Genomic DNA, 22,228 nt, shown 5'->3' with positions numbered 1-22,228 from the left:
TATCATTCATAAAAAAAGGAAGGCGTTATAGCGATAAATTACCACATCATGTTTATGAACCGATTTTTGTCTATTTTTGCAACGTGAAACAAGAGTTACAACTTTCAGATTGGTTGCCTACCACAAACAAAGAGGTGAAAATACGCGGATGGGATGCGCTAGACGTTATTCTGTTTAGTGGTGATGCTTATGTAGATCATCCATCGTTTGGGCCTGCGGTTATTGGTCGTATTTTAGAAAGTTATGGTTTGCGGGTTGCCATTGTGCCACAGCCTAATGTGAATGATAATCTTCAGGATTTTGTAAAAATGGGTGCTCCAAAATTGTTTTTTGCGGTTACTGGAGGTTGTATGGACCCGATGATTAGTAATTATACTGCTAGCAAAAAGAAGCGTGATAAAGATGCCTACACTCCTAATGGCGATATTGGTTTTAGACCGGATTACGCTACTACAGTGTACACTAATATTTTAAAGGAAAAATGGCCAGATATACCTGTTTTAATAGGAGGTATAGAGGCGTCGTTACGTCGTGTGACGCATTACGATTATTGGAGTGATAAGTTGATGCCTTCAATTTTAGAAAGCTCAAAAGCTGATATGTTGGTTTATGGCATGGGTGAACAACCTTTACGAGAAGTGGTGCGATTGCTAGAAAAAGGGGTTCCTTTTAAAAACATAAATACCGTATTACAAACCGCTATTTTGTTAGATAATGAGGAAGATGTGCCTAAGAATAGTAATTGGGAAGATGTAGAAATTGTATCGCACGAAACATGTTTACAAGACAAAAAAGCATATGCTTCTAACTTTAAAACGATAGAACAAGAGAGTAATAAACTGGCTGCAAGACGTATTTTTCAGAAAGTTGGCAAAAAGACGTTGATGATTAATCCGCCATATCCAACGATGACGGAAGATGAAATTGATGCTTCTTTTGATTTGCCTTACACGAGATTACCTCACCCAAAATATAATAAGCGTGGACCCATTCCTGCTTATGAAATGATTAAGTTTTCCATTAATATCCATCGTGGGTGTTTTGGAGGTTGTAGTTTTTGTACTATTTCCGCACATCAAGGGAAATTTATAGCATCTAGAAGTCAGGAGTCTGTTTTGCGTGAAGTTGATACGGTGGCAAACATGCCCGACTTTAAAGGCTATTTGTCAGATATTGGTGGCCCAAGTGCGAATATGTATAAAATGAAAGGCAAAATACAGTCTATATGCGATAAGTGTGTAGCACCTTCGTGTATTTCGCCTGTTATTTGTAGTAACCTCGACACGTCTCACAAACCTTTAACCGAGTTGTACCGAGCGGTTGATAGCCATCCAAAAATTAAAAAATCGTTTATTGGAAGTGGTATTCGTCATGATATGTTAGTGCCTGAATTCAATAAAAATGCCGACCCGAAAGAGTTGGATGATTACACCGAAGAGGTGATGACGAAGCATATTTCTGGACGATTAAAAGTAGCTCCAGAACATACCAGCGACCCCGTTTTAAAGTTAATGCGGAAACCGTCATTTTCTTATTTCCATAAGTTTAAGGAACGCTTTGATAAAATTAATATTAAGAAAGGTTTAAACTTGCAGTTGATCCCTTATTTTATATCGAATCACCCTGCGTGTGAAGCTGAAGACATGGCGAATCTTGCTGCCGAAACCAAAGATATGGGCTTTCAGTTAGAGCAAGTTCAAGGGTTTACACCAACGCCTATGACGGTAGCTACGGTTATTTATTATAGCGGTTACCACCCATACACGCTTAAAAAAGTAAATACGCCAAAAACCCAGAAAGAAAAAGATGAGCAACATCGTTTTTTCTTTTGGTATAAAAACGAAAATAAAGATTGGATTCGAAAAACCTTAAATAAATTAGGCCGTCAAGATTTATTGAATGTGTTATTACCTGAGAATGATAAATGGCGTAAAAACAAACCAAGTGGCGATGCCAAACATACGTTTGATGATGCTATTCCTTTTAATCAACGGAAAAATAAGGCTAAGTTTAAGAGTAAGAAGAAACGGTAGGTTTTAAATAGCTTCTCCAAATGTTATTAGATTATTGTCTGGGTCAAGTAACGAAAACTCTTTTTGTCCCCATGGTTTTATTTGTAAATGTCCTGCGGGATGAATGCCTATCCCCTTTTCTACAAATGAGTTGTAAAGCGTATCAATGTATTGGTTCGAATGTAAATTTGTCCATAATTTTCTTTAGGATCAAGTTCTTTGTATTCAAAAAAATGGATTTGAATATGGTCTTTTTGAACCATTAAATAACCATCAAAATCGGCACTTCCAAATACCTCAAAACCTAATTTGGTTATATAATAGTCTTTAGTCACTGCTTTGTCTCGCATGGGAAGCTTTGGATGAATGTCGGTTAACATATTTAATTGGCATTAAACTTTTCATTATTCTCTTTAACTCTAAACTTTACAATACGAGCAATTAAATCAATAGGCAGTGGAGCATTTATAGGAAATTGAACAGAGCCTTTGCCTTGTTTAAAAACACTTAATTCTTCAGCGAAAGCTTCATGTCCTGTTGGAGTTGCATAAAAACCAATATGATTTTTATAACCAGCAAAATAAACCAATGGTTTTTTATACGTTTTGTATGCAGGCATGCCGTATGACATAGACTCCACAGCATCTGGAGCATTATTCAAAATAATGTTTCTAATACAATTTAGTTTTTCCTGTATTTCTTCTGAAAAGGTATTTATATAAGCATCAACCGTGTTAAAATCTGTTTTCATTTTTTTTAAGATTCTTGGTTTAGTGGTTCTTTTGAAGAGTATTAGATATAATTATTAATACCCTAAAAGTTCTTTTTCCAACAAGAACAGTATTTTTTTATCTTTTTCTGTTAGTTTTTTTGAAACATCTTCTGAATTGAAATGTAGTTTAAAGGAATAAATGGCACTTTCAAGATTGGTAATATTATACCCAATGAATTTTAGGGCTCTTTTGGCATCAAAATCCTCTTTAAGTTCTACATCTGCCAACAGTTCTTCTTTATACCAAATACCATATCCACTTAGCGCTAATGTTTTCCATGGAAAAAATGCACTCGGGTCTACTTTTCTGCCAGGAGCTATATCGGCATGACCAATAATATTTTGTTTTGGTATTTTATACTTTTTGGTTAAATCTTCTAACAGCCACGTTAAACTATTTATTTGTGCGTATGAGAATGCTTCTTCACCATCATTATCCAACTCAATACCTATAGAAACACTATTTAAATCACTTACTGTCCCCCAAGTACCGCTTCCAGCATGCCAACCCCGTAATAAATCGTTTAACATTTGGGTGATAGTTCCATCATCACAAATTACGTAATGCGAACTTACTTGGGTGCTTTGAAGAGCAAACGTTTTATAGGTTTCTTCACAGCTATTTTGTTCGGTATGGTGAATGACAATAAAATTGGGTTTACGTAAATTGAAATTTTGAGATTCAATAACCTGTACCGTTTTATTGTTAATAGTATCAGGTTGAATATATTGCAAACTCTTCCCAAGAGTTTTAGCCTGTTTTTTGTAAGATGCTTTAGAAACTTTGTAGATATCTTTTGAACAACTAACCAATAGCAGACAAATAAAAATGGTTTTTAAATATTTCAAAATCATAATTTTTTAATGTGCTTCCAACCAATCATTACCAACTCCCAATTCAACATCTAATGGTACTTCAAGTTTATAGGCGTTTTCCATTTCGGTTTTAACCAATGTTTTTATGGTTTCCAATTCGGGTTTATAAACATCAAAAACCAACTCATCATGCACTTGTAAGAGCATTTTGGTTTTAAAATTTCCAGCTTGAAGTTTATCATAAATATTAATCATGGCGATTTTAATAATGTCGGCAGCACTTCCTTGTATTGGTGCATTTACAGCATTACGTTCGGCAGCACCACGTACTACCGCATTTCTGGAATTGATATCGTTTAAATAGCGGCGTCTGCCTAAAACGGTTTGTACATAGCCATTATCACGCGCAAAATCGACCAACTCACTCATATAATTACGAAGTTTTGGATAGGTTTCGTAATACGTATCGATCAATTCTTTTGATTCACTTCGCGATAAATCTGTTTGATTGCTTAACCCAAACGCTGAAACACCATAAATAATACCAAAGTTTACGGTTTTGGCGTTACTACGTTGTTCACGAGTCACCTCATCAATAGGCACATTAAACACTTTAGAAGCTGTTGAAGCGTGAATATCTTCACCATTTTTAAAAGCATTAATCATGGTCTCTTCCTTACTTAAAGCTGCAATGATACGCAGTTCTATTTGGGAATAATCGGCAGCTAATAAGGTGTAATCTTCGCTTCGCGGAATAAACGCTTTACGCACTTGACGCCCACGTTCGGTACGAATAGGAATATTTTGAAGATTTGGGTTGTTGCTTGAAAGTCGACCCGTAGCGGCAACCGTTTGCATGTAATCGGTATGCACTCTGCCTGTTGATGGCTCTACTTGTGTTGGTAAGGCATCTACATAGGTGCTTTTTAGTTTTGCGAGTCCGCGATAGTCTAAAATATGCTGAATAATATCGTGGTCTTTTGCCAAATAACTCAAAATATCTTCCGAAGTAGCATATTGACCTGTTTTGGTTTTTTTAGGTTTATCAACCAATTTTAATTTGTCAAATAGAATATCACCCAATTGTTTTGGTGAAGCGATATTGAATTCTTCACCAGCCTCCGTATAAATTTTTATTTCTAAAGATTTGATATCACTATTTAATTGTTCTGAAAGTGAATTTAAAAATTTCTCATCTAAATTAATTCCTTCCAATTCCATAGCAGCCAAAACGCGGAGTAATGGGATTTCAATATCATCAAATAATTTTTGTGTATTGGCGTCGCCTAATTCTTTTTCAAAATGTTCTTTAAGTTGAAGCGTGATATCGGCATCTTCTACAGCGTATTCCGTTTGTTTTTCTAAAGCAACATCGCGCATCGATAATTGGTTTTTGCCTTTTTTTCCTATTAATTCTTCAATTGAAATAGGCGTGTAATTTAAATAGGTCTCAGCCAACACATCCATATTATGCCGCATGTCTGGATTAATTAAATAGTGCGCCAACATGGTATCGAACAATTTTCCTTTAACTTCAACCTTATATTTAGCAAGTACTTTAATATCATATTTTAAATTCTGACCAATTTTTTGGATGGTTTCACTTTCAAAAAAAGGACGCAATTGTTCAATCAATTCTTGAGCTTCTTCTTTATTTTCAGGAAACGGTAGGTAAAACCCTTTGCCCACTTCCCAAGAAAAAGCAATACCAACCAACTCTGCCGTAATGGGGTTCAATCCAGTGGTTTCGGTATCAAAACAGACTGAGGTTTGGTTCATTAAATTTTTAACAAACAATTTTGTTGCCATGCCTGAAGCCACACTTTGGTAAAAATGTGAACTTGTTTGGGCGGTATTTCTAGTGAATCCTGAAACAGTTTCCGTTTTTTCTGAAGTTGAAATATCTCCTCCAAATAACGAAAATTGTCCTGCTCCTGCTGAAGCTGTTTCTTTAGGTGTTGCTTTTATTTCTGTTGTATTTGAAGCTGATGCTGTTTCAGTTGAAGTTGCTTCGACAGCAAATGTTTTTTCAAAATTAGCAAGTAATTGTCTAAATTCTAATTCCTGAAAAATTTCGGTTACTTTCGGTAAATCGGGTTGGTCCAATTCAAAATCCTTAGCATGAAACGTTACGGGAACATCCAACATGATGGTTGCCAATTTTTTTGAAAGCAATCCTAGTTCTTTGTTAGCTTCAATGTTTTCCCTCATTTTGCCTTTCAGTTCATGGGTGTTGTCTAAAAGATTTTCCATACTACCGTATTGCGCCAACAGTTTCTTAGCTGTTTTTTCGCCAACTCCGGGCAATCCAGGGATATTGTCACTAGAATCGCCCATCATACCTAAAAAGTCAATGACTTGTAATGGGTCTGTCACTTCAAACTTTTTCTGAACTTCGGGGATTCCCCAAGTTTCATAACCACCACCAAATACGGGACGGTATATAAAAATATTTTCAGTAACTAATTGTGCAAAATCTTTATCTGGTGTAACCATATAGGTTTTATACCCTTCTTTTTCCGCTTGTCGGGATAAAGTACCAATAACATCATCTGCTTCATAACCATCTTTTACCATTATAGGAATGTGCATCGCCTTCAGAATTTCGCAAATATGGGGAATGGCTGTTTTAATCCCTTCAGGTGTTTCATCTCTATTGGCTTTGTAGGCTTCAAACATTTCAACACGATCGGCACTTCCGCCTTTATCAAAACATACTGCTAAATGGTCTGGTCGTTCACGCTTAATAACATCTAAAAGTGAATTCATAAAACCCATAATAGCCGAAGTATCTTGACCTTTAGAATTGATTCGTGGGTTTTTTATAAAGGCATAATACCCACGGAAAATTAAAGCATAAGCATCTACTAAAAAAAGGCGTTTTTGATCGGACATGTTGTTTGTTTTGATAGAATTTCAAAACTACGAAAAGTATTTTTGATTTAAAGATTAAGCTAAACTATTGATGCTGTTTTTTATCAAAAAACTGAAATCCCAATGTTTAACAATTTCATAAGAAAATAAAAATGCGAAATGAGTAACTTTACACATTAAATTCGGAATATATGCTTCGTTGGATTTTCTTTCTAGTCCTTTTCATAATTGTTGATATTTATGCGTTTCAAGCCATTAAAACGGTAACAAAAAACAATTGGATTCACATTATATATTGGCTCATATCATTATTGGTTGTTGGTAATTTTATATATAATTATTACGGATTTAACAGAAGCGATGGCTTTAACCATGCCCACGCCTTTGCTTTCGGATTTTTACTCGCCTTGGTAATTCCGAAAATGGTTTTATTGTTGGGTATGTTTGCCGAAGATATTTTTAGACTGCCACAAGCTATTTACCGCTACTTTGCGCATGGAGACACTGCCCAAGGCAACTATTTCCCATCACGCAGAAAATTTATTAGTAGCATGGCATTAGGCATTGCTGCCATACCACTAACTTCCATTATTTATGGAATATATAGAGGGAAATACAATTTTAAAGTTTTAAAATATACACTAACGTTTGAAGATTTACCACAAGCCTTTGATGGTTATAAAATTACCCAAATTAGCGATATCCATTCAGGTAGTTTTGATGATATGGAAAAGGTTAAATACGCCGTAAATTTAGTAAACGAACAACAAAGTGATGTGATTTTGTTTACAGGCGATATGGTAAATAATAAAGCAGATGAATTGCGTCCTTATGTAGATGTTTTTAATAAACTCCATGCCAAAGACGGTAAGTATTCAATATTAGGAAACCATGATTACGGAGATTATGCCACATGGAGTTCTGAAGCTGCAAAACATCAAAATTTGGAAGATTTAAAAGCCCTTCAAAAGCAAATAGGTTTTGATTTATTACTCAATGAGCATCGTTACTTAGAAAAAGATGGTGAAAAAATTGCTTTAATAGGTGTTGAAAACTGGGGAACAGGAGGCTTTAAACAAGCAGGCGATTTAAAAAAAGCGTCACAAAACATAAAAGCTGCCGATTTTAAAGTTTTAATGAGTCACGATCCAACACATTGGGAAAAGAAAGTAATTCCAGATGATTATCATTACCACTTAACATTAAGCGGGCATACACATGGGATGCAGTTTGGAATAGAAATTCCTGGGTGGTTTAAATGGAGTCCTGCAAAATGGCGCTACAAATATTGGGCAGGTATTTATAATGAAATGGGACAATACATAAATGTGAACAGAGGTTTTGGGTATTTAGCCTTCCCTGGTCGTGTTGGAATATGGCCAGAAATAACCGTAATAGAACTAAAAAAAGGCACGCCAACGGCATGATTTTTTCAGTTTTTTATATTCAAAGAAATTGCTTAGTTTTATAACAATTCATTATAAGCAGCGTGTTTATTGATATTTTCGAAAAATTGCGTAGGTTTGTATAAGTACATTTGACTAATAAACAATAAAGTATGTCAAAATTTGGGGAACTAATTGATGTAGAAATTCCTGTTTTGTTAGAGTTTTTTACAGATTGGAATGATCAATCTACAACCATGCATGCCGTTTTAAGAGATGTAGCTGCCGCACTTGGCGATAAGGCTAAAGTAATTAAAATTGATGTTGAAAAAAACGAAGAACTTGCCGAAGCCTTGCGCGTAAAAACATTGCCAACTTTAATTATTTATAAAGATGGTGAAATGAAATGGCGCCAAAGTGGCGAGCAAGATGCCAATACGCTAATTGGTATCATTCAAAAGTACGTTTAACTTACTGTGTAGATTTTAATCTTATTATTTTATATTTTGATTGGGCTTTCCGCTATTTTAAAAAACAACTTCCATTAGCAGGCTAAACGAAAAAAATAAGACACAAATTATAACTGCTAATTTGCAAATTGTTGCGTTAGTAAGCATTTAAATTTGCGAATTAGCGGTTATAATTTGTAATTGAAAAAGCAATATTGGTTTATTGCCAAGTATATTTCTTTCTTTTTGCTTGTTCTTTAATGGCATTAGTCATGGCGTTTTCCAAACCATTTTTAGCATCTGTTTTTTGTTCTGAAATAAACACTTTGCGTTTCTCGTTCAAATCTTGAATTTTATTTTGAATCTGTTCGCGCTCTTTCTTTTTTTCTGAAACATATTTTTTAATTTCTGTAGCCGATTTTCCTTTCAATTCTTCCGGCAACCCATCATCTTTTAAAGTTTCAACCGAAACCTTTTTTAATTCAACAGCATCCACTAAATCCCAAGTTTCATTTTTGTATAAATGCGAACTTTTGCTTACCGTTCTGCTCACTGCATTGGCTTTACTGTAGCCTTGTGCATTGTTATCTTGTTCAGCTTGTAACTCCATTTTTTGTTTTCCTTTAGAGCCATAAATCACATAGGTTTTATTTAATTTTTGGTTTAGTATTAGAATCTCATCATCATAAGGCGATACGATATGAACCGTTGTTTTATTTTGATTAATAGCCATATAATCACCATTGGTTAATGCAGCACCGTCTTTCCATGAGGTAGAAATACCTTGGTTATAATCGCCACAAAAAATAGTATTTATAGTAATGTCTTTTTCTTTAGCATTAATGGATGCGTCTTTGTAGTTAAGTTTTCCTTGTGTAAAAGGTTCGTTTCCAGCAATAAAAATAAGTTTTAAATCATCGGCATTTTTACCCCAATTTAGTTGGTTTATGGAGGTTTGAATCACTTGTCCGCAATATTCCTCGCCACCATTGGTGGTTAATGAAAATAGTTCTTTTGAGATTTCATCCAAATCGTTACTAAAAGCTAGAACTTGACGGATGTAGCCTTCCGCACTATTCAATCTATCATTACCATATTCGTATAAAGCAATTTCTAAATTGGGTTTTGCAGTACCGCATTTAGCATAGGATAGCTCATTTACAATATCCCAAAGTTGGGCTTTTGCTTGGTCTATTAATCCGTCCATACTATTACTGGTGTCCAACAAAAGTGCTACTTTAATATATTGTTTGTTAGTTTCGGGTTTTAAAGTTTCTACTTTGGCGTATTCAATAGGTTGTTTTTTGTTGTTGGCGTTGCAAGCTGTAAAACCTATTAATGTTATCCCTAATACGAGTGTTTTAAAATGTGTCTTCATGTGTTTGCGTTTTTTTTTAATTTAATATGAATTTTGCCATAACACTTGCTGTTATAGTAATTGTTTTAATTTTTAAATCTTGAATTTTTTCTTGTTTATTAGTACCGTAACCTACAACGACTACTTCGTTAAGTACGTTTAAGTTATTTTCGTATTGGGAATTGTTATAACTGTTTGTTTCTTGAATAAATAAAGCCTTTCCGATGTTCTGATTTATAGCTTCGGCATAGGATTTTGCTTTTTCTTTAGCGACTTTTAATGCTTCTATTTTAGCCTCTCGTTTAAATTTTTCAATCTCAGAATGACTTACTTTTATTATAGAAATATTAGAAAGATCAATTCTATCGAGTGCTTCATATACTTTACCAAGTGTTTTTCCGTCTTTCACTATAAGTTCATAGCGTTTAATTTTACTTACTTCATTATCTCCAAAAACTTTTCTTTTGTAGTAACCGTCAAAATCAATTATAGAAAAGTTGTGATCCATATCAATATTTAAAGATTTTAAGATTGAAATCATTTGATTTTCTTGATCTTCAACACTTACTTTTCCTCTTTTATCATTTTCATTAAGTATAATGTTTATGTAAATTTCATTGGGAATAATTTCGGTTTCAATTTGACCTGTTACTTCAATGTATGGTTGATCAATAAAATTTTTTCCTTGGGTTTGTGAAAATGATATAAATGCTGTCAGTGATAAAAATAAAAAGGCAGGAGATGTTTTTAATTTCATAAGATTATATTTTTTTGATTAACTCTGTAAATCTAAAAACAACATAGTTCCTAAAAAATGTAGAATGAGTGAGTGAACACGTTGAGTGAGTGATGCACTTATATAAATGCGTAAACACCTCTTTTTGTTGTGAAATGAATCGTTTTTTATGAAATTGGTATTTTATTTTATCAAGTAAAGTGCGTAAGTTTATCTATTATAAAGAAGAAGATGAAGTTAGTGCCAAAACATATATGGTTTGTATGCGTGATGTTGTTTTCAACAGTTTTGTTGGCTCAAGATAATAGCAGAAGCTTAAACAGTCAACCAAAATTCTCGGTTCGAGGTTCTGTGGTTGAAAGTGACTCTAAAAACCCGATACCAAATGTAAATATTGAAGTAAATGGAGGTTCGTACACAACCACTGATTCCAATGGAAATTTTAGAATTGAGGCCAGGAAAGGCGATGAACTTACTATAAAACACAAAGATTTTGAAACTGTTTATTATACGATTTTAAATAATGAACGCATTAAAGTTGAGGTACAGCCTAGTATTGAAGATGTTAAATATTCGAAGAAAAAGTATTCGAGAACCAATCCCGAATTGTTTAAATCGCTCATAGATTCGGCTGAAACATATTTAAAAAAGGATGCTAAAAGGAGTGTTCAATTTATTGAAAAAGCCTTGGGAGCCAGTAATTCTTCAAAAGAAAATGGTGAAGCTTATGAGGTTTTGGGCGATATTTATTTGCAATGGAAACAGTTCGATTTAGCAGTTTCAAACTACCGAATTAGCCTTCAAAACACGAGTACCAACATCGTTAAGTTAAAACTAGCGTCCGCTTATAAACAAAACAATAACTATCAAGAAAGCCTTCAAATTTATAATAGCATCAATAAAAACCAATTATCAAATTGGCAATTGGTTGAGTTATATGAAGGACTTGGTGATGTGAATCTGTTAACTAAATCGTATCAAGCTTCCATAAATGCATATAACGAAGGGTTGAAAGTGGCGCAAAAACATTTAATTTCCCCGAAGGTAACCGACTTAAACTCTAAAATAGCTCAAGTTTATAATGCCAAAGGTGAAACCCAAAAAGCGAAAGGATTTTTTGATGAATCACTAAAACTGGCTAACAATGAAAACAAGAAAAGAGCTGTTGAAGAAAAAATTAAGGTGGCCGATTTTCAGAATGAAACAAATAATTATTCTGGTGAAATTCAATTAAGAAAGGAAGCCTTAAAACAAATAAGTGAAATCCAAAAAGAAGCTGTTTTAAGTAATGAAAGTGCTTTAACAGCACAAAAACAAAACTATAAGATTGGTAATGCGTATGCCTCCCAAAAAGATTATGAGAATGCCATTCCGTATTTGAAAAAAAGTATTGAAGAAGCCGATACTAAAGAAGATTTAATAGTGCAAAAAGATGCTACACGACGACTTTCGGAAGTGTATAGAGATGCTGGGGAATTTGATAAAGCACTTGTAGCTTACCAAAGTTATGTAGATTTAGTCGATCAATTATACTCAAAAAAGGAACAAGAAATATCGCAGGCAGCACGCTTTAGTAAAGATATCGTTTCAAAACAAAACAGGATTTTAAGTTTAGAAAGCGACAGAGCTTTATCTGAAAGTAAATATGAACTCAATATCGAACAAACCAAGCGTCAAAACATCATAATTTATTCTTTAATTGGTGGACTTGTCTTGTTGCTAGTCGCTGGTTTTTTAATGTTTAAATACATCAAGCAACAACGGTTGGCAAATAATTTGTTGGCATTAAAAAGTTTGAGAAGTCAAATGAATCCGCATTTTATTTTCAATGCATTAAATTCGGTTAATAGTTTTATAGCATCAAATGATGAGCGTGCTGCCAATAAATATCTCACCGATTTTTCATCACTCATGCGTGCCGTTTTAGAAAATAGCGAAGAAGATTTTATTCCTTTGGAAAAAGAAATAGAACTTCTAGAATTATACACCAAACTTGAACATTTTAGATTTCAAGATAAGTTTGATTATAACATCACCATCGATAAAAATATTAACAAAAATGACTTTGTAATTCCACCCATGTTGTTGCAACCTTATATCGAAAATGCCGTTTGGCATGGGTTGCGTTACAAAAAATCAAAAGGATTTTTGGATATTATTATTTCACAATCTACTCCCGAAGAAATTAAAATAACCATTACAGATGATGGCATAGGACGAGAAAAATCGAAAGCTTTAAAAACCGAAAATCAGAAAAAACAGAATTCAAAAGGCATGGGTAATATTAAAAAACGTGTTGCTATTCTAAATGAGATGTATAAAGATAAAGTAGATGTATTTATTGACGATTTTCAAGATGAAGAAGATACAGGAACACGAGTAGTTGTAACCTTGAAAAAAGATTATAAGATTAATGAATTACGATTTTTGATTAACGATTTTTGAATTGAAACAAAAACCAAATGAAAAACGAAATGTCACGCTGAGCCTGTCGAAGCGCCAATAATAATTAACTTTAAAATGAAATTCTATTTCGTATATATTCTTTTATGTTCAGATAACTTCTATTACACAGGAATGACTAATGATTTAGGAAGAAGATTAATACAACACGAATCAGGATACAAAACCGATGGGTACACATTTTCACGACGACCTATTGAACTTAAAAGGCATTTACAATGTACCAACCCAACCGAAGCAATTAAGATTGAAAAGCAAATAAAAGGATGGTCGCACAAAAAGAAAGAAGCTTTAATTAACGAGAAATGGGAAGATTTGGTTGAGTTTTCAAAGAATTATAAAGAAAATGGTCGTCCAGATAATCGGGGTGAGTCCTCGACAAGCTCGGACTGACATACAGGTTATCAATTGGCATTTTCACTAGCATTAAGTTTTGAAACATGATTAAACAACCAAAAAAAGCCAAATGAAAAACGAAATGTCACGCTGAGCTTATCGAAGCGCCAATAAAAATAAAGAATAAAAAATAAAGGAATGAAACTAACCTCCATCATCGTAGAAGACGAAGAAACAAGCAGACAGATTCTCAAAAACTATCTCAAAAAATATTGCCCAAACATAACAGTTTTAGATGAAGCAGCAAACGTTGAAGAAGCTTTGGTGTTAATTCGTAATAACGATTTAGATGTGGTGTTTCTAGACGTAGAAATGCCCTATGGCAATGCGTTCGATTTGCTCGACAAGGTTGGCGATATCAATTTCGAAACCATATTCGTAACAGCTTACAATCATTATGCAATAGATGCTTTAAACGCGCACGCATCCTATTATTTAATGAAACCCATCTCTATTGACGAGCTTATTAAAGCTGTAGATTATGTTACCGAAATAAAAACCAAAGAAAATAAATTACAAAACCAAATACTTGTACCAAAAACCAGCACGGTTAACGGAAAGATAACCATTCCGCAATTAGATGGTTTCGAGGTAATAAATACCTCCGATATTTTATTCTGTAAAGCCGATGATAACTATACCGAAATCCATTTAAACAGCAATAAGAAAAAAATAGTAAGTAAGACGTTAAAATACTTTGAAGATGCGTTAATTGATAGTAATTTTGCAAGAGTACACAAATCGTATTTAGTAAACGTAAACGAAGTTGTGAAATACGTAAAAGGAAAAGGCGGAAGCGTTGTTTTAAGCAACGGAAAAGAAATCATGGTTTCCGCTTCCAGAAAGTCCGAACTTTTATCATATTTCCAATAAAACGTCATTGCGAGGAAAGTATGACCGAAGTAATCTTATTATATGTAACAGGTTGCTTCGTTTTAATAGTCAATAATAGTCAATAATAGTCAATAAAAATAACAAATAGTATCATGCCAATAATAAAACCAGTAAACGGAAAATCACCACAATTGCCAGAAGATTGTTACATAGCCGAAAACGCCACCATCGTGGGCGATGTCGTTGCAGGAAACCAATGCAGTATTTGGTTTAATGCCGTAATTCGTGGCGACGTAAACTTTATAAAAATGGGCAATAAAGTAAACGTGCAAGATGGTGCCGTTATACATGCCACCTATTTAACGTGTCCAACCACAATTGGCAATAACGTATCCATAGGGCACAATGCCATTGTACACGGTTGCACCATTCACGATAATGTTCTAATAGGTATGGGAAGCATCGTTATGGATAATTGCGTTGTAGAAAGTAACAGCATCATAGCAGCAGGTGCTGTAGTAACCCAAAATACGCGAGTAGAGTCGGGTAGTATTTACGCAGGTTGTCCAGCCGTAAAAATAAAAGACATTAGCCAAGAGTTAGTATCTGGTCAAATAGACCGTATCGCCAATAATTATATTAAATATTCAAGCTGGTTTAAGGAGTAAATTCCTTTAAGAAAAGGAATCTTTTTAAGTGTTTGGGCGTTACCCCGAAAAGGGGTCGGGCTATACGCTACAATCTTTTTAAAACGTCATTGCGAGGACGAAGGGCGAAGCAATCTGTCCAATTTAAGTTCTTGCCTAATTTGTCTGTAACAAAGTTTTAAAAAGGCTTTCCACTGCTATCCCTAACCAAATTCGGCAATGTTTTGACGTTTTCAGGGTTGAAGATTGTCTTAAGCATAGCCTAAAAACTAAATCTAGTTCCGTCATTGCGAAGAAAATTTCTAATTTTCTGTGGCAATCTCATAAACCAAAAAGATTACTTCGTCTTCCAATAATTATCGGAACTCCTCGTAACGATACTTTAGGTTATTTCGAACAAAGTAACGGAATATCAACCCGAGCGTCATTGCGACAGCAACGAAGCAATCTCTTAAATTAGGAGTCCTAGATTACTTAGAAAGTTGAAGTTGCAGATTACTTCGTCATGCTTCCTCGTAATGACGTTTATTTAAAATGTAATTTCATCCCTTCATGAGTGGCAACAAAACCCAAATCTTCGTAAAATTTAATAGCCCTGGGTCTTTTTTTGTCCGAAGTTAATTGCAGTACATGTGCATTTCGCTCTTTCGCTCTGTTTATGGTCCATTCAAACATACCTTTTCCAATGCCTAAACCTCTTTGGTCTTTGCGAACCATTACATTTTCTATTTGCGCTCTTATGCCACCACAATAAGACAAGTATTGAATAAAGGTTAATTGAAACGTTCCAATAATGGCATGGTTGTCATCTTCCACAACCATAAGTTCTTGATTGGCATCAGCAATTATGTTTTCAAATGCTTTTAAATAGGCTGCGGGTAATGGCGTTTGGAAATTTTCTCTTTGTTGCCCAAGTGCATCGTCTGCCATGAGTTCTACAATAGCTGAAATATCTTGTGCTGTGGCTTTTCTGAAGGTCATTGTTGGGTGAGGGTTTTTGCTTGGTGTTGTTTTGTAGTGAATATAGTACCTAACCCTACATGGAATTGGGAATATTAAATTTAGGTTTGTTCGTTTAACGTTTATGGGTTTGGAAAGTTGCGTTTTTTTGAATTAGTAGGTAGCTAATTGTCTTTAATAATATTAATAACCCAAAGAAAAAGATTATAATTGTAAGTAGTAGTCTTTCAAATGTACTTTTGATAATTTTTCTGAAGTTATAAAAGACTTCGTCATTATTTTCATTTATCAAATTATTGCCTCTGAATTAAGATACATATAAGACTGTGGGGGTAAGACATTAAAATCTTCCTTTAAGGATAGGGGTTTCTTATATTTTTTAGTGTTTTTAATTTTTATGGCGTGTGCAACTAATTTATTTTCAAAATATTCGTGGAAATAAATTTCAGAAATTCCTGAATATTTTTTTGTTAACTCCCATATTTCACTTGGTGACGAACTTAGAATATCATCTATTTCAAATTCACCAATAACTTGTTGAACTGGGGATGAAGCATAAACAACGACTGTTTTCACGCTTGGATTTTTAAATATAACTTTTCTAAATTCAAATTTTTTTTCGCCTTCAAATATTTTGAAAGCAAACTCTGGTTTAATCGATAATAAAACTTTCATCGCTTTTTGTTGCTTTTAATATATTTTTAAATTGTTCTTTTGAAATTTGTTTAAACCCTCTAGGAGCATCGTTTACTCCGCTTAAAACTTGCAAATCTATCAATTCTTTCATGTTTATTCGGTGTGGAAAGGAGTAAATGTAAAGGAATTTAACGACAAAAGGTTTAGTTCCTGAATATTTCCACATCGCCCTTAGCTGGTCTTCTGGGAATACACTACTTTTTCTGCAATAAACAACGAAATCTTCCTCGTTTATAAAATCATATCTAATTTCTTGAACCACTCCTATCGTTGATACCACGCTTTTATAATAACCACCTGTTCTGTAAAACACAAGAATGTCACCGATATTAGGGTGTGGTAGTAATGCTCGCGAAACATAAACCTTGTTAATTCCGTTTCGATGAGGAAAATCTTCTATAAATTCAGAAGGCGATTCAGTATTTAAGATGGAATCAGGTAGTAATTCTGTATGATAATCAGGATAAATTGGAACGATATAACAATTATTAGTATTTTTTGAAATATATGGATAAGTATGTCTTAAATTATGTTCATTTACTTTCTTGCTAAAATCTCTCACATAAACTAATTCTTCATTTTTTTTACCCCATAACACAAATCCCCACTGCTCAAAAAGGTCAATCAACCTTTTTTGTTCATCTCTTTTATCAAAAATGGTCACATAGATTTCATCTACTTTATTTTTTATAGCGTTGTCAAAAATGATTTTCATAAATCGCTCACCCAATCTAAAGCCATTGTTAATGACCTTAAATGTCCCGATTTTTAATCGTTTTTTAGGTAGAAAAACAGGATTAGTATCTCTGTAGTTCTCATCCATATCCTCAACTTTTAAATAAAGAAAAGATAAAAGTCGACCATTGTTTGAATTTACTGTTATATAAGCTTCTTCGTCAAATTTTTTTATAAACCATTTGTCAAAACCCTCGTAGTCTTCTTTTAAGCTTTCAAAAAAATTATCTTCGAGATTTATTCTGCCAAATTTTAACTTCTGAACATTGAGAACTTTATAGTTTACTAAATCTGGATGCTCTGCAAATGTCTTTTCAAGAAATGAATCTATCGTAAACACCTTACCATCAATACCTAATAGAACAGCTTTTTTATGAATTTTTTTGTCCTCTGTTATCAAAATATCAACCCTTCCAATGAAGACCTCATTTAAAAGTTGGGTATCATTTATATCATTTTGGTTTACGTCAATCTTACCTGATACATCTTTTACTTCCTTTTGTAAAGGCGAAGGAATATCTATTTTTTCGTAGCTATCTAATTTTATCTGAAAAGTTTCAACTGTCTGTTGGTTCTTATATTTTTCAATTTCAGTAATTGACATTGAATGCACACATTTGGTATATTTCACACGGTCTAACCAGCGATATAAAATCCCTACATCTTGGTTTATGACTCTTGATGCTTCTCTATGAATTATAATGTTTGTATCGAGTAAAGCTTTCATAAATTTAAATTTGAATGAAATTTAGATTTTTCCATCTGTAGAATAGATTTATTATGATGTTCAGATAACCAATCAATGTACTTATTTAACCCTGCATTGGTCAAATTAACAGTATATTCAATTTCCATAATGTACATATTTTTACTCTATTTTTTCTTGAGCAAATCCCATCCTTTATCTAAACTATTTTTTATCCATGGCCATATAAAGTAGATAAGTGTTGCAAAGAAAATACAAACTGCAATAAAAATTTCAGCGGGTAATTGGTTCCATACATCTTTGAGCGGCATTTCAGGGTTAAATGATCTACGGTAAGCAGGAATAAACAGTAAAATGCCACACACAATATTAATCAAAATGGCCAAAGAAAATTGACCAAGACCTATACGCTCTTTAGAATAAATAGAAAAAAATGAATAAGATTCAGTCCCTTTCTTTTTATTGAAAACCACAATAAGCTCATCTTTTTTGACTCGCTTATCTCCTAAATATTTATTGAAAGATTCGTGCTCAAGAGTTCTAACATTTTTCAAAGATGAGTTGTCAAAAAATAAAATATCATACTTATTAGGCACGATGTTAAATAAAAAGCAGTTCTCTATATCGCATAACTCTTTATCGCTAAAAAAGTTGATTTGATTATCAGGAATATTTCTTTTCTCATTAATTTTTAAGTCATAAATAATTGTCGATTTACCCATTCCTTTTTTTCTCATTGAGATATATGGGGTTGAAGGTTTAATCCAAAATCGAAAATATATATTAGGCTTATGTTCAGCATTGTGGTCGTTATATGGCTTGAGGTTTACGGTGGCAGTTATTAATTGGTCATTGCTTTTGTCAACAATTATGGGCAAAATGCATAAGTCTTCTCTTTCTGTAAATCCATGTATCACTCCAAATTTATTTCTGCCCCCATCCAAAGAATCAGTTCTTGTGACCGAATCATTAAAAATAAAACGACTGTTCTCAGCAACTTTAAGATTATCATACAAATCTTTTACTTCACAGGCTTTTGTCATCCAAGGTATAAAAAGTGAAATTGCTAAACTGTTGGACTTAATAGTTTCTTTGTTAACTTCAAATCCAAATTCAATCAATGAACTGTTATTATTAAATTCCCATGTGCAAATATGGAATCTCTCCAATTGTAGATGAGTATTATTATCTGTGAATACGAAGAATGAGTTTTCCATTTATATAATTTAGGCTAATAATACTATTTAACTAGCATCATTCATTTTACAATCAGAGCTTTTTAAGTGAATTTATTAAATCCAAATAATTATTTTGGTGACTTACATTTAAAGTTATACCCAAAGTTTTTGACAAGTATTTTGCGTATAAAAGTTCTTCTTTTTGCAAACGTTCTAAATGTTGGCCTGTGTATTTCTCCCCATCTCTCTTCTCCAGTCTTTTTTTTATTTCAAGTATGTCACCAAAAATAACAATTAAAGAAATAGGATTAATTTTTTTAAAAGTTTCCAATGGAATCTTTATAATTTCATTTTGCTTATTAAATAGACAATAATGACCATCTAACAAATATTGTTTCCCTGTTTGTGTTTTTTTTTCTAATCCTGAGATTAAACGTTCTTGTGTATAAATAATGTCTTTTACTTTTTTATTGGCAGAATCTTCACTTATTTCACTCCACTTCAGAAGTTCGCTAGCCGATAAATATTCCATTTTCAACTCACTGCATATGTGTTTACATATAGTACTTTTTCCCACTCCGTGAATACCTCCAATGAAAATTATTTTTCCTATCATATATTTTGTGGGTATGAGGTATAATAAAGTCCCGTTTCAATAAACTTCATCGACTAATAAACCAAATTTAAATTTTTTTCTCACAACACTAGCTCTATTTGTAGGAATTATTGAAAAAATATTTAGCTATGAGCCGATTATTTTTGTTAATCGGCTCATGTTTTTACCTTTTTTTGAGCCAATTAAGTGCTGTTAATTTTGAACGACTATGTCAGAAGCTTGACTAAGCTAAATAAGACCACTAAAAAAAGTTGATAAACTCTCAACATCCAACCCAATACTTTTTTGGAGTTCGGTAACACTACCGTGTTCTATAAACACATCAGGAATGCCTAAAAGTTTGATGTTGTTTTTATAGTGATTTTCAAAAGCAAATTCCAAAACTGCAGAGCCAAAACCACCTTTTATGCTGTTGTCTTCAACGGTAATAATGGTTTCAAATGTTTTGAAGATGGTATGTAATAAAGCTTCGTCCAGAGGTTTTACAAAACGCATATCGTAATGCGCTATGTTTTCGGGTTGTTTGTAGTTTGCAATCGCTTGGGTTACATTTTTGGCAATGGTGCCGATGCTTAAAATGGCTACTTTATTACCTTCTTTTAGTTGAATACCTTTACCAATTTCAATGTTTGTAAATGGTTGTTCCCAATCTACCGTCACGCCCGTACCTCTGGGGTAACGAATAGCAATGGGTAAATCCAAACCTAGTTGCGCAGTGTACATCATGTTGCGCAACTCCATCTCGTTGCGTGGTGCAAAAATGATGAGGTTGGGAATGCATCTTAAAAATGATAAATCAAAAACTCCGTGATGCGTAGCGCCATCTTCACCCACCAAACCTGCGCGGTCTAAACAAAAAATAACGGGTAGTTTTTGTAATGCCACATCGTGGATAATTTGGTCGTAAGCACGTTGTAAAAAGGTGGAATATATGTTGCAAAACGGAATTAACCCTTGGGTGGCCATACCTGCAGCCAACGTTACGGCGTGTTGTTCGGCAATACCCACATCGAAAGCGCGATCTGGCATGTCGTCCATCATATATTTTAAGGAACTTCCTGTTGGCATGGCGGGCGTGATGCCTACAATGTTTTTATTTTGTTTCGCAAGCTCTACAATTGTGTGTCCAAAAACATCTTGATACTTTGTAAATTCAGATTTTGATTTCAAAATAATATCACCCGTAGAAGCATCAAATTTTCCGGGTGCGTGGTAGGTTACCTGGTTTTCTTCGGCTTGTTTTAAGCCTTTGCCTTTGGTGGTAATAACATGTAAAAACTTAGGGCCTTTAACGGTTTTTAAGCGTTTTAATTCTGAAATAATTTTATCAATATCATGTCCATCAATTGGTCCGGAATAATCAATATTTAAGGCTTCAATGATATTGTTTTTTCTATGAATGCCTTTTTTAACGTTGGTTAAATACTGTTTTAAAGCACCTACACTTGGGTCGATGCCAATAGCATTATCGTTTAAAATAACCAATAAATTAGCATCGGTAACACCTGCATGATTCAACCCTTCAAACGCCATACCGCCTGCAATACTGGCATCGCCAATGACTGCGATATGTTGTTTGTATAAATCGCCTTTCAATTTTGAGGCAATGGCCATTCCCAACGCTGCTGAAATAGAGGTCGATGCGTGCCCAACACCAAAAGCATCGAACACACTTTCATCACGTTTTGGGAAACCACTAATGCCGCCTATTTGTCGGTTGGTGTCAAAAATTTCTTTTCTGCCTGTTAAAATTTTATGTCCGTATGCTTGATGGCCCACATCCCAAATGAGTTGGTCTTCGGGTGTGTTAAATACATAATGTAAGGCGATGGTTAATTCCACCACGCCCAAACTAGCGCCTAAATGACCTTCCTTGGTAGCGACAATGTTTATGATAAAGTTTCGTAATTCTTGGGCAAGTTGCCGTAAGTCTTTTTGGTTTAAAAGACGGAGTTCTTTTGGAGAGTGAATATGTTTTAACAATTTGCTCATGTGCTTACAAATGTAATATTTGAAAACGATACAAGCGACATTATCATTTTGAAATTGTATTTTTGATTTTTTAAAATCTAAGTTTCTTTTATGTTACAACCTTTTGATGACACCTATTTTATGAAAAAAGCTTTGCAAGAAGCTGAAATGGCTTTTGATAAGGGCGAAATTCCTGTAGGCGCTGTTATTGTTATTGATAATAGAGTGATTGCCAGAGGACATAATTTAACCGAACTTTTAACCGATGTGACGGCGCATGCAGAAATGCAGGCTATCACTGCGGCATCCAATTTTTTAGGTGGAAAATATTTAAAAGATTGCACGCTTTATGTAACCTTAGAACCTTGCCAAATGTGTGCTGGGGCTTTGTATTGGAGCCAGATTTCGAAAATTGTGTATGGTGCTAGAGATTTGGAACGTGGGTGTATCAATTTGAATACCAAATTGCATCCTAAAACGGTTATAAAAGGTGGGGTTTTGGAAGATGAGGCTTCTGAGCTTTTGAAACGGTTTTTTATACAGAAGCGTAATTTGAATTAGGTTGTTGTCACCTTGAGTATTAACGAGGTTAAAATACATTTTAGACGAAGGTAGCTTACGGAGT

At 33.9% G+C, this 22,228-nt stretch carries 20 protein-coding genes; 8 read left to right on the top strand and 12 right to left on the bottom strand.

Annotated elements, in window-relative coordinates; genetic code table 11:
* Positions 1 to 83 precede the first annotated feature (83 nt).
* Positions 84 to 2,033, top strand: a complete 1,950-nt coding sequence (locus EV196_RS02110) for a YgiQ family radical SAM protein (protein WP_132214404.1) — start codon at positions 84 to 86, stop codon at positions 2,031 to 2,033.
* 119 nt (positions 2,034 to 2,152) lie between these two features.
* Here the strand turns inward: EV196_RS02110 and EV196_RS02105 are convergent, their stop codons facing one another.
* From EV196_RS02105 to polA, 4 genes are read right to left on the bottom strand one after another with little or no spacing between them, the layout of a single operon-like run.
* A complete protein-coding gene (locus EV196_RS02105) occupies positions 2,153 to 2,392 on the bottom strand; it encodes a VOC family protein (RefSeq protein ID WP_317128008.1) in 240 nt (79 codons plus the stop codon).
* A gap of 2 nt (positions 2,393 to 2,394) precedes the next feature.
* A complete protein-coding gene (locus EV196_RS02100; protein ID WP_132214402.1) occupies positions 2,395 to 2,763 on the bottom strand; it encodes an iron chaperone in 369 nt (122 codons plus the stop codon).
* A 54-nt stretch (positions 2,764 to 2,817) separates the two neighbouring features.
* Positions 2,818 to 3,639 carry an N-acetylmuramoyl-L-alanine amidase gene (locus EV196_RS02095; protein ID WP_132214400.1) on the bottom strand — a complete coding sequence of 274 codons (822 nt, stop codon included), beginning with the start codon at positions 3,637 to 3,639 and terminating at the stop codon, positions 2,818 to 2,820.
* 6 nt (positions 3,640 to 3,645) lie between these two features.
* Positions 3,646 to 6,495, bottom strand: a complete 2,850-nt coding sequence (gene polA, locus EV196_RS02090; protein ID WP_132214398.1) for a DNA polymerase I — start codon at positions 6,493 to 6,495, stop codon at positions 3,646 to 3,648.
* Between the two features lie 170 nt (positions 6,496 to 6,665).
* On the opposite strand from polA, the gene EV196_RS02085 reads away from it, so the two are divergent.
* On the top strand, positions 6,666 to 7,901 hold the full coding sequence (locus tag EV196_RS02085) for a metallophosphoesterase (protein ID WP_132214396.1): 1,236 nt from the start codon (positions 6,666 to 6,668) through the stop codon (positions 7,899 to 7,901).
* 131 nt (positions 7,902 to 8,032) lie between these two features.
* Entirely contained in the window at positions 8,033 to 8,329 is a 297-nt protein-coding gene (locus EV196_RS02080) for a thioredoxin family protein (RefSeq protein WP_132214394.1), read from the top strand.
* Positions 8,330 to 8,528: 199 nt separating this feature from the next.
* Here EV196_RS02080 and EV196_RS02075 read toward each other — a convergent pair whose 3' ends face one another.
* Positions 8,529 to 9,686 (bottom strand): VWA domain-containing protein, encoded by a 1,158-nt coding sequence (locus EV196_RS02075; protein ID WP_132214392.1) that lies wholly within the window; start codon positions 9,684 to 9,686, stop codon positions 8,529 to 8,531.
* Positions 9,687 to 9,702: 16 nt separating this feature from the next.
* Complete coding sequence (locus tag EV196_RS02070) at positions 9,703 to 10,422, bottom strand: SIMPL domain-containing protein (RefSeq protein WP_132214390.1); 720 nt, start codon at positions 10,420 to 10,422, stop codon at positions 9,703 to 9,705.
* A 210-nt stretch (positions 10,423 to 10,632) separates the two neighbouring features.
* Between EV196_RS02070 and EV196_RS02065 the strand changes: the two genes are divergently transcribed.
* From EV196_RS02065 to EV196_RS02050, 4 genes are all read left to right on the top strand, one after another.
* Positions 10,633 to 12,846: a histidine kinase gene (locus EV196_RS02065; protein WP_132214388.1), complete on the top strand. Its 2,214-nt coding sequence runs from the start codon at positions 10,633 to 10,635 to the stop codon at positions 12,844 to 12,846.
* A gap of 75 nt (positions 12,847 to 12,921) precedes the next feature.
* Positions 12,922 to 13,257: a GIY-YIG nuclease family protein gene (locus EV196_RS02060; protein WP_132214386.1), complete on the top strand. Its 336-nt coding sequence runs from the start codon at positions 12,922 to 12,924 to the stop codon at positions 13,255 to 13,257.
* Positions 13,258 to 13,398: 141 nt separating this feature from the next.
* On the top strand, positions 13,399 to 14,133 hold the full coding sequence (locus EV196_RS02055) for a LytR/AlgR family response regulator transcription factor (protein ID WP_132214384.1): 735 nt from the start codon (positions 13,399 to 13,401) through the stop codon (positions 14,131 to 14,133).
* A 113-nt stretch (positions 14,134 to 14,246) separates the two neighbouring features.
* Entirely contained in the window at positions 14,247 to 14,762 is a 516-nt protein-coding gene (locus EV196_RS02050) for a gamma carbonic anhydrase family protein (protein WP_132214382.1), read from the top strand.
* A 504-nt stretch (positions 14,763 to 15,266) separates the two neighbouring features.
* Here EV196_RS02050 and EV196_RS02045 read toward each other — a convergent pair.
* From EV196_RS02045 to dxs, 6 genes are all read right to left on the bottom strand, one after another.
* Positions 15,267 to 15,722 carry a GNAT family N-acetyltransferase gene (locus EV196_RS02045; protein ID WP_132214380.1) on the bottom strand — a complete coding sequence of 152 codons (456 nt, stop codon included), beginning with the start codon at positions 15,720 to 15,722 and terminating at the stop codon, positions 15,267 to 15,269.
* A gap of 267 nt (positions 15,723 to 15,989) precedes the next feature.
* Entirely contained in the window at positions 15,990 to 16,376 is a 387-nt protein-coding gene (locus EV196_RS02040) for a hypothetical protein (protein ID WP_132214378.1), read from the bottom strand.
* A complete protein-coding gene (locus EV196_RS02035) occupies positions 16,354 to 17,859 on the bottom strand; it encodes a PIN domain-containing protein (protein ID WP_132214376.1) in 1,506 nt (501 codons plus the stop codon). Before EV196_RS02035 ends, EV196_RS02040 begins: the two co-directional genes overlap by 23 nt.
* Positions 17,860 to 18,005: 146 nt before the next feature.
* Positions 18,006 to 19,055: a hypothetical protein gene (locus tag EV196_RS02030; protein ID WP_132214374.1), complete on the bottom strand. Its 1,050-nt coding sequence runs from the start codon at positions 19,053 to 19,055 to the stop codon at positions 18,006 to 18,008.
* A gap of 52 nt (positions 19,056 to 19,107) precedes the next feature.
* Complete coding sequence (locus EV196_RS02025) at positions 19,108 to 19,632, bottom strand: ATP-binding protein (protein WP_132214372.1); 525 nt, start codon at positions 19,630 to 19,632, stop codon at positions 19,108 to 19,110.
* Between the two features lie 228 nt (positions 19,633 to 19,860).
* Positions 19,861 to 21,624 (bottom strand): 1-deoxy-D-xylulose-5-phosphate synthase, encoded by a 1,764-nt coding sequence (dxs, locus tag EV196_RS02020; protein WP_132214370.1) that lies wholly within the window; start codon positions 21,622 to 21,624, stop codon positions 19,861 to 19,863.
* 90 nt (positions 21,625 to 21,714) lie between these two features.
* Between dxs and EV196_RS02015 the strand changes: the two genes are divergently transcribed.
* Complete coding sequence (locus tag EV196_RS02015; protein ID WP_132214368.1) at positions 21,715 to 22,164, top strand: nucleoside deaminase; 450 nt, start codon at positions 21,715 to 21,717, stop codon at positions 22,162 to 22,164.
* Positions 22,165 to 22,228: the final 64 nt, after the last annotated feature.

It is taken from the genome of Mariniflexile fucanivorans (genome assembly GCF_004341235.1).
Taxonomy (GTDB): domain Bacteria; phylum Bacteroidota; class Bacteroidia; order Flavobacteriales; family Flavobacteriaceae; genus Mariniflexile; species Mariniflexile fucanivorans.
This window is presented reverse-complemented; position numbering and strand designations above follow the sequence as displayed.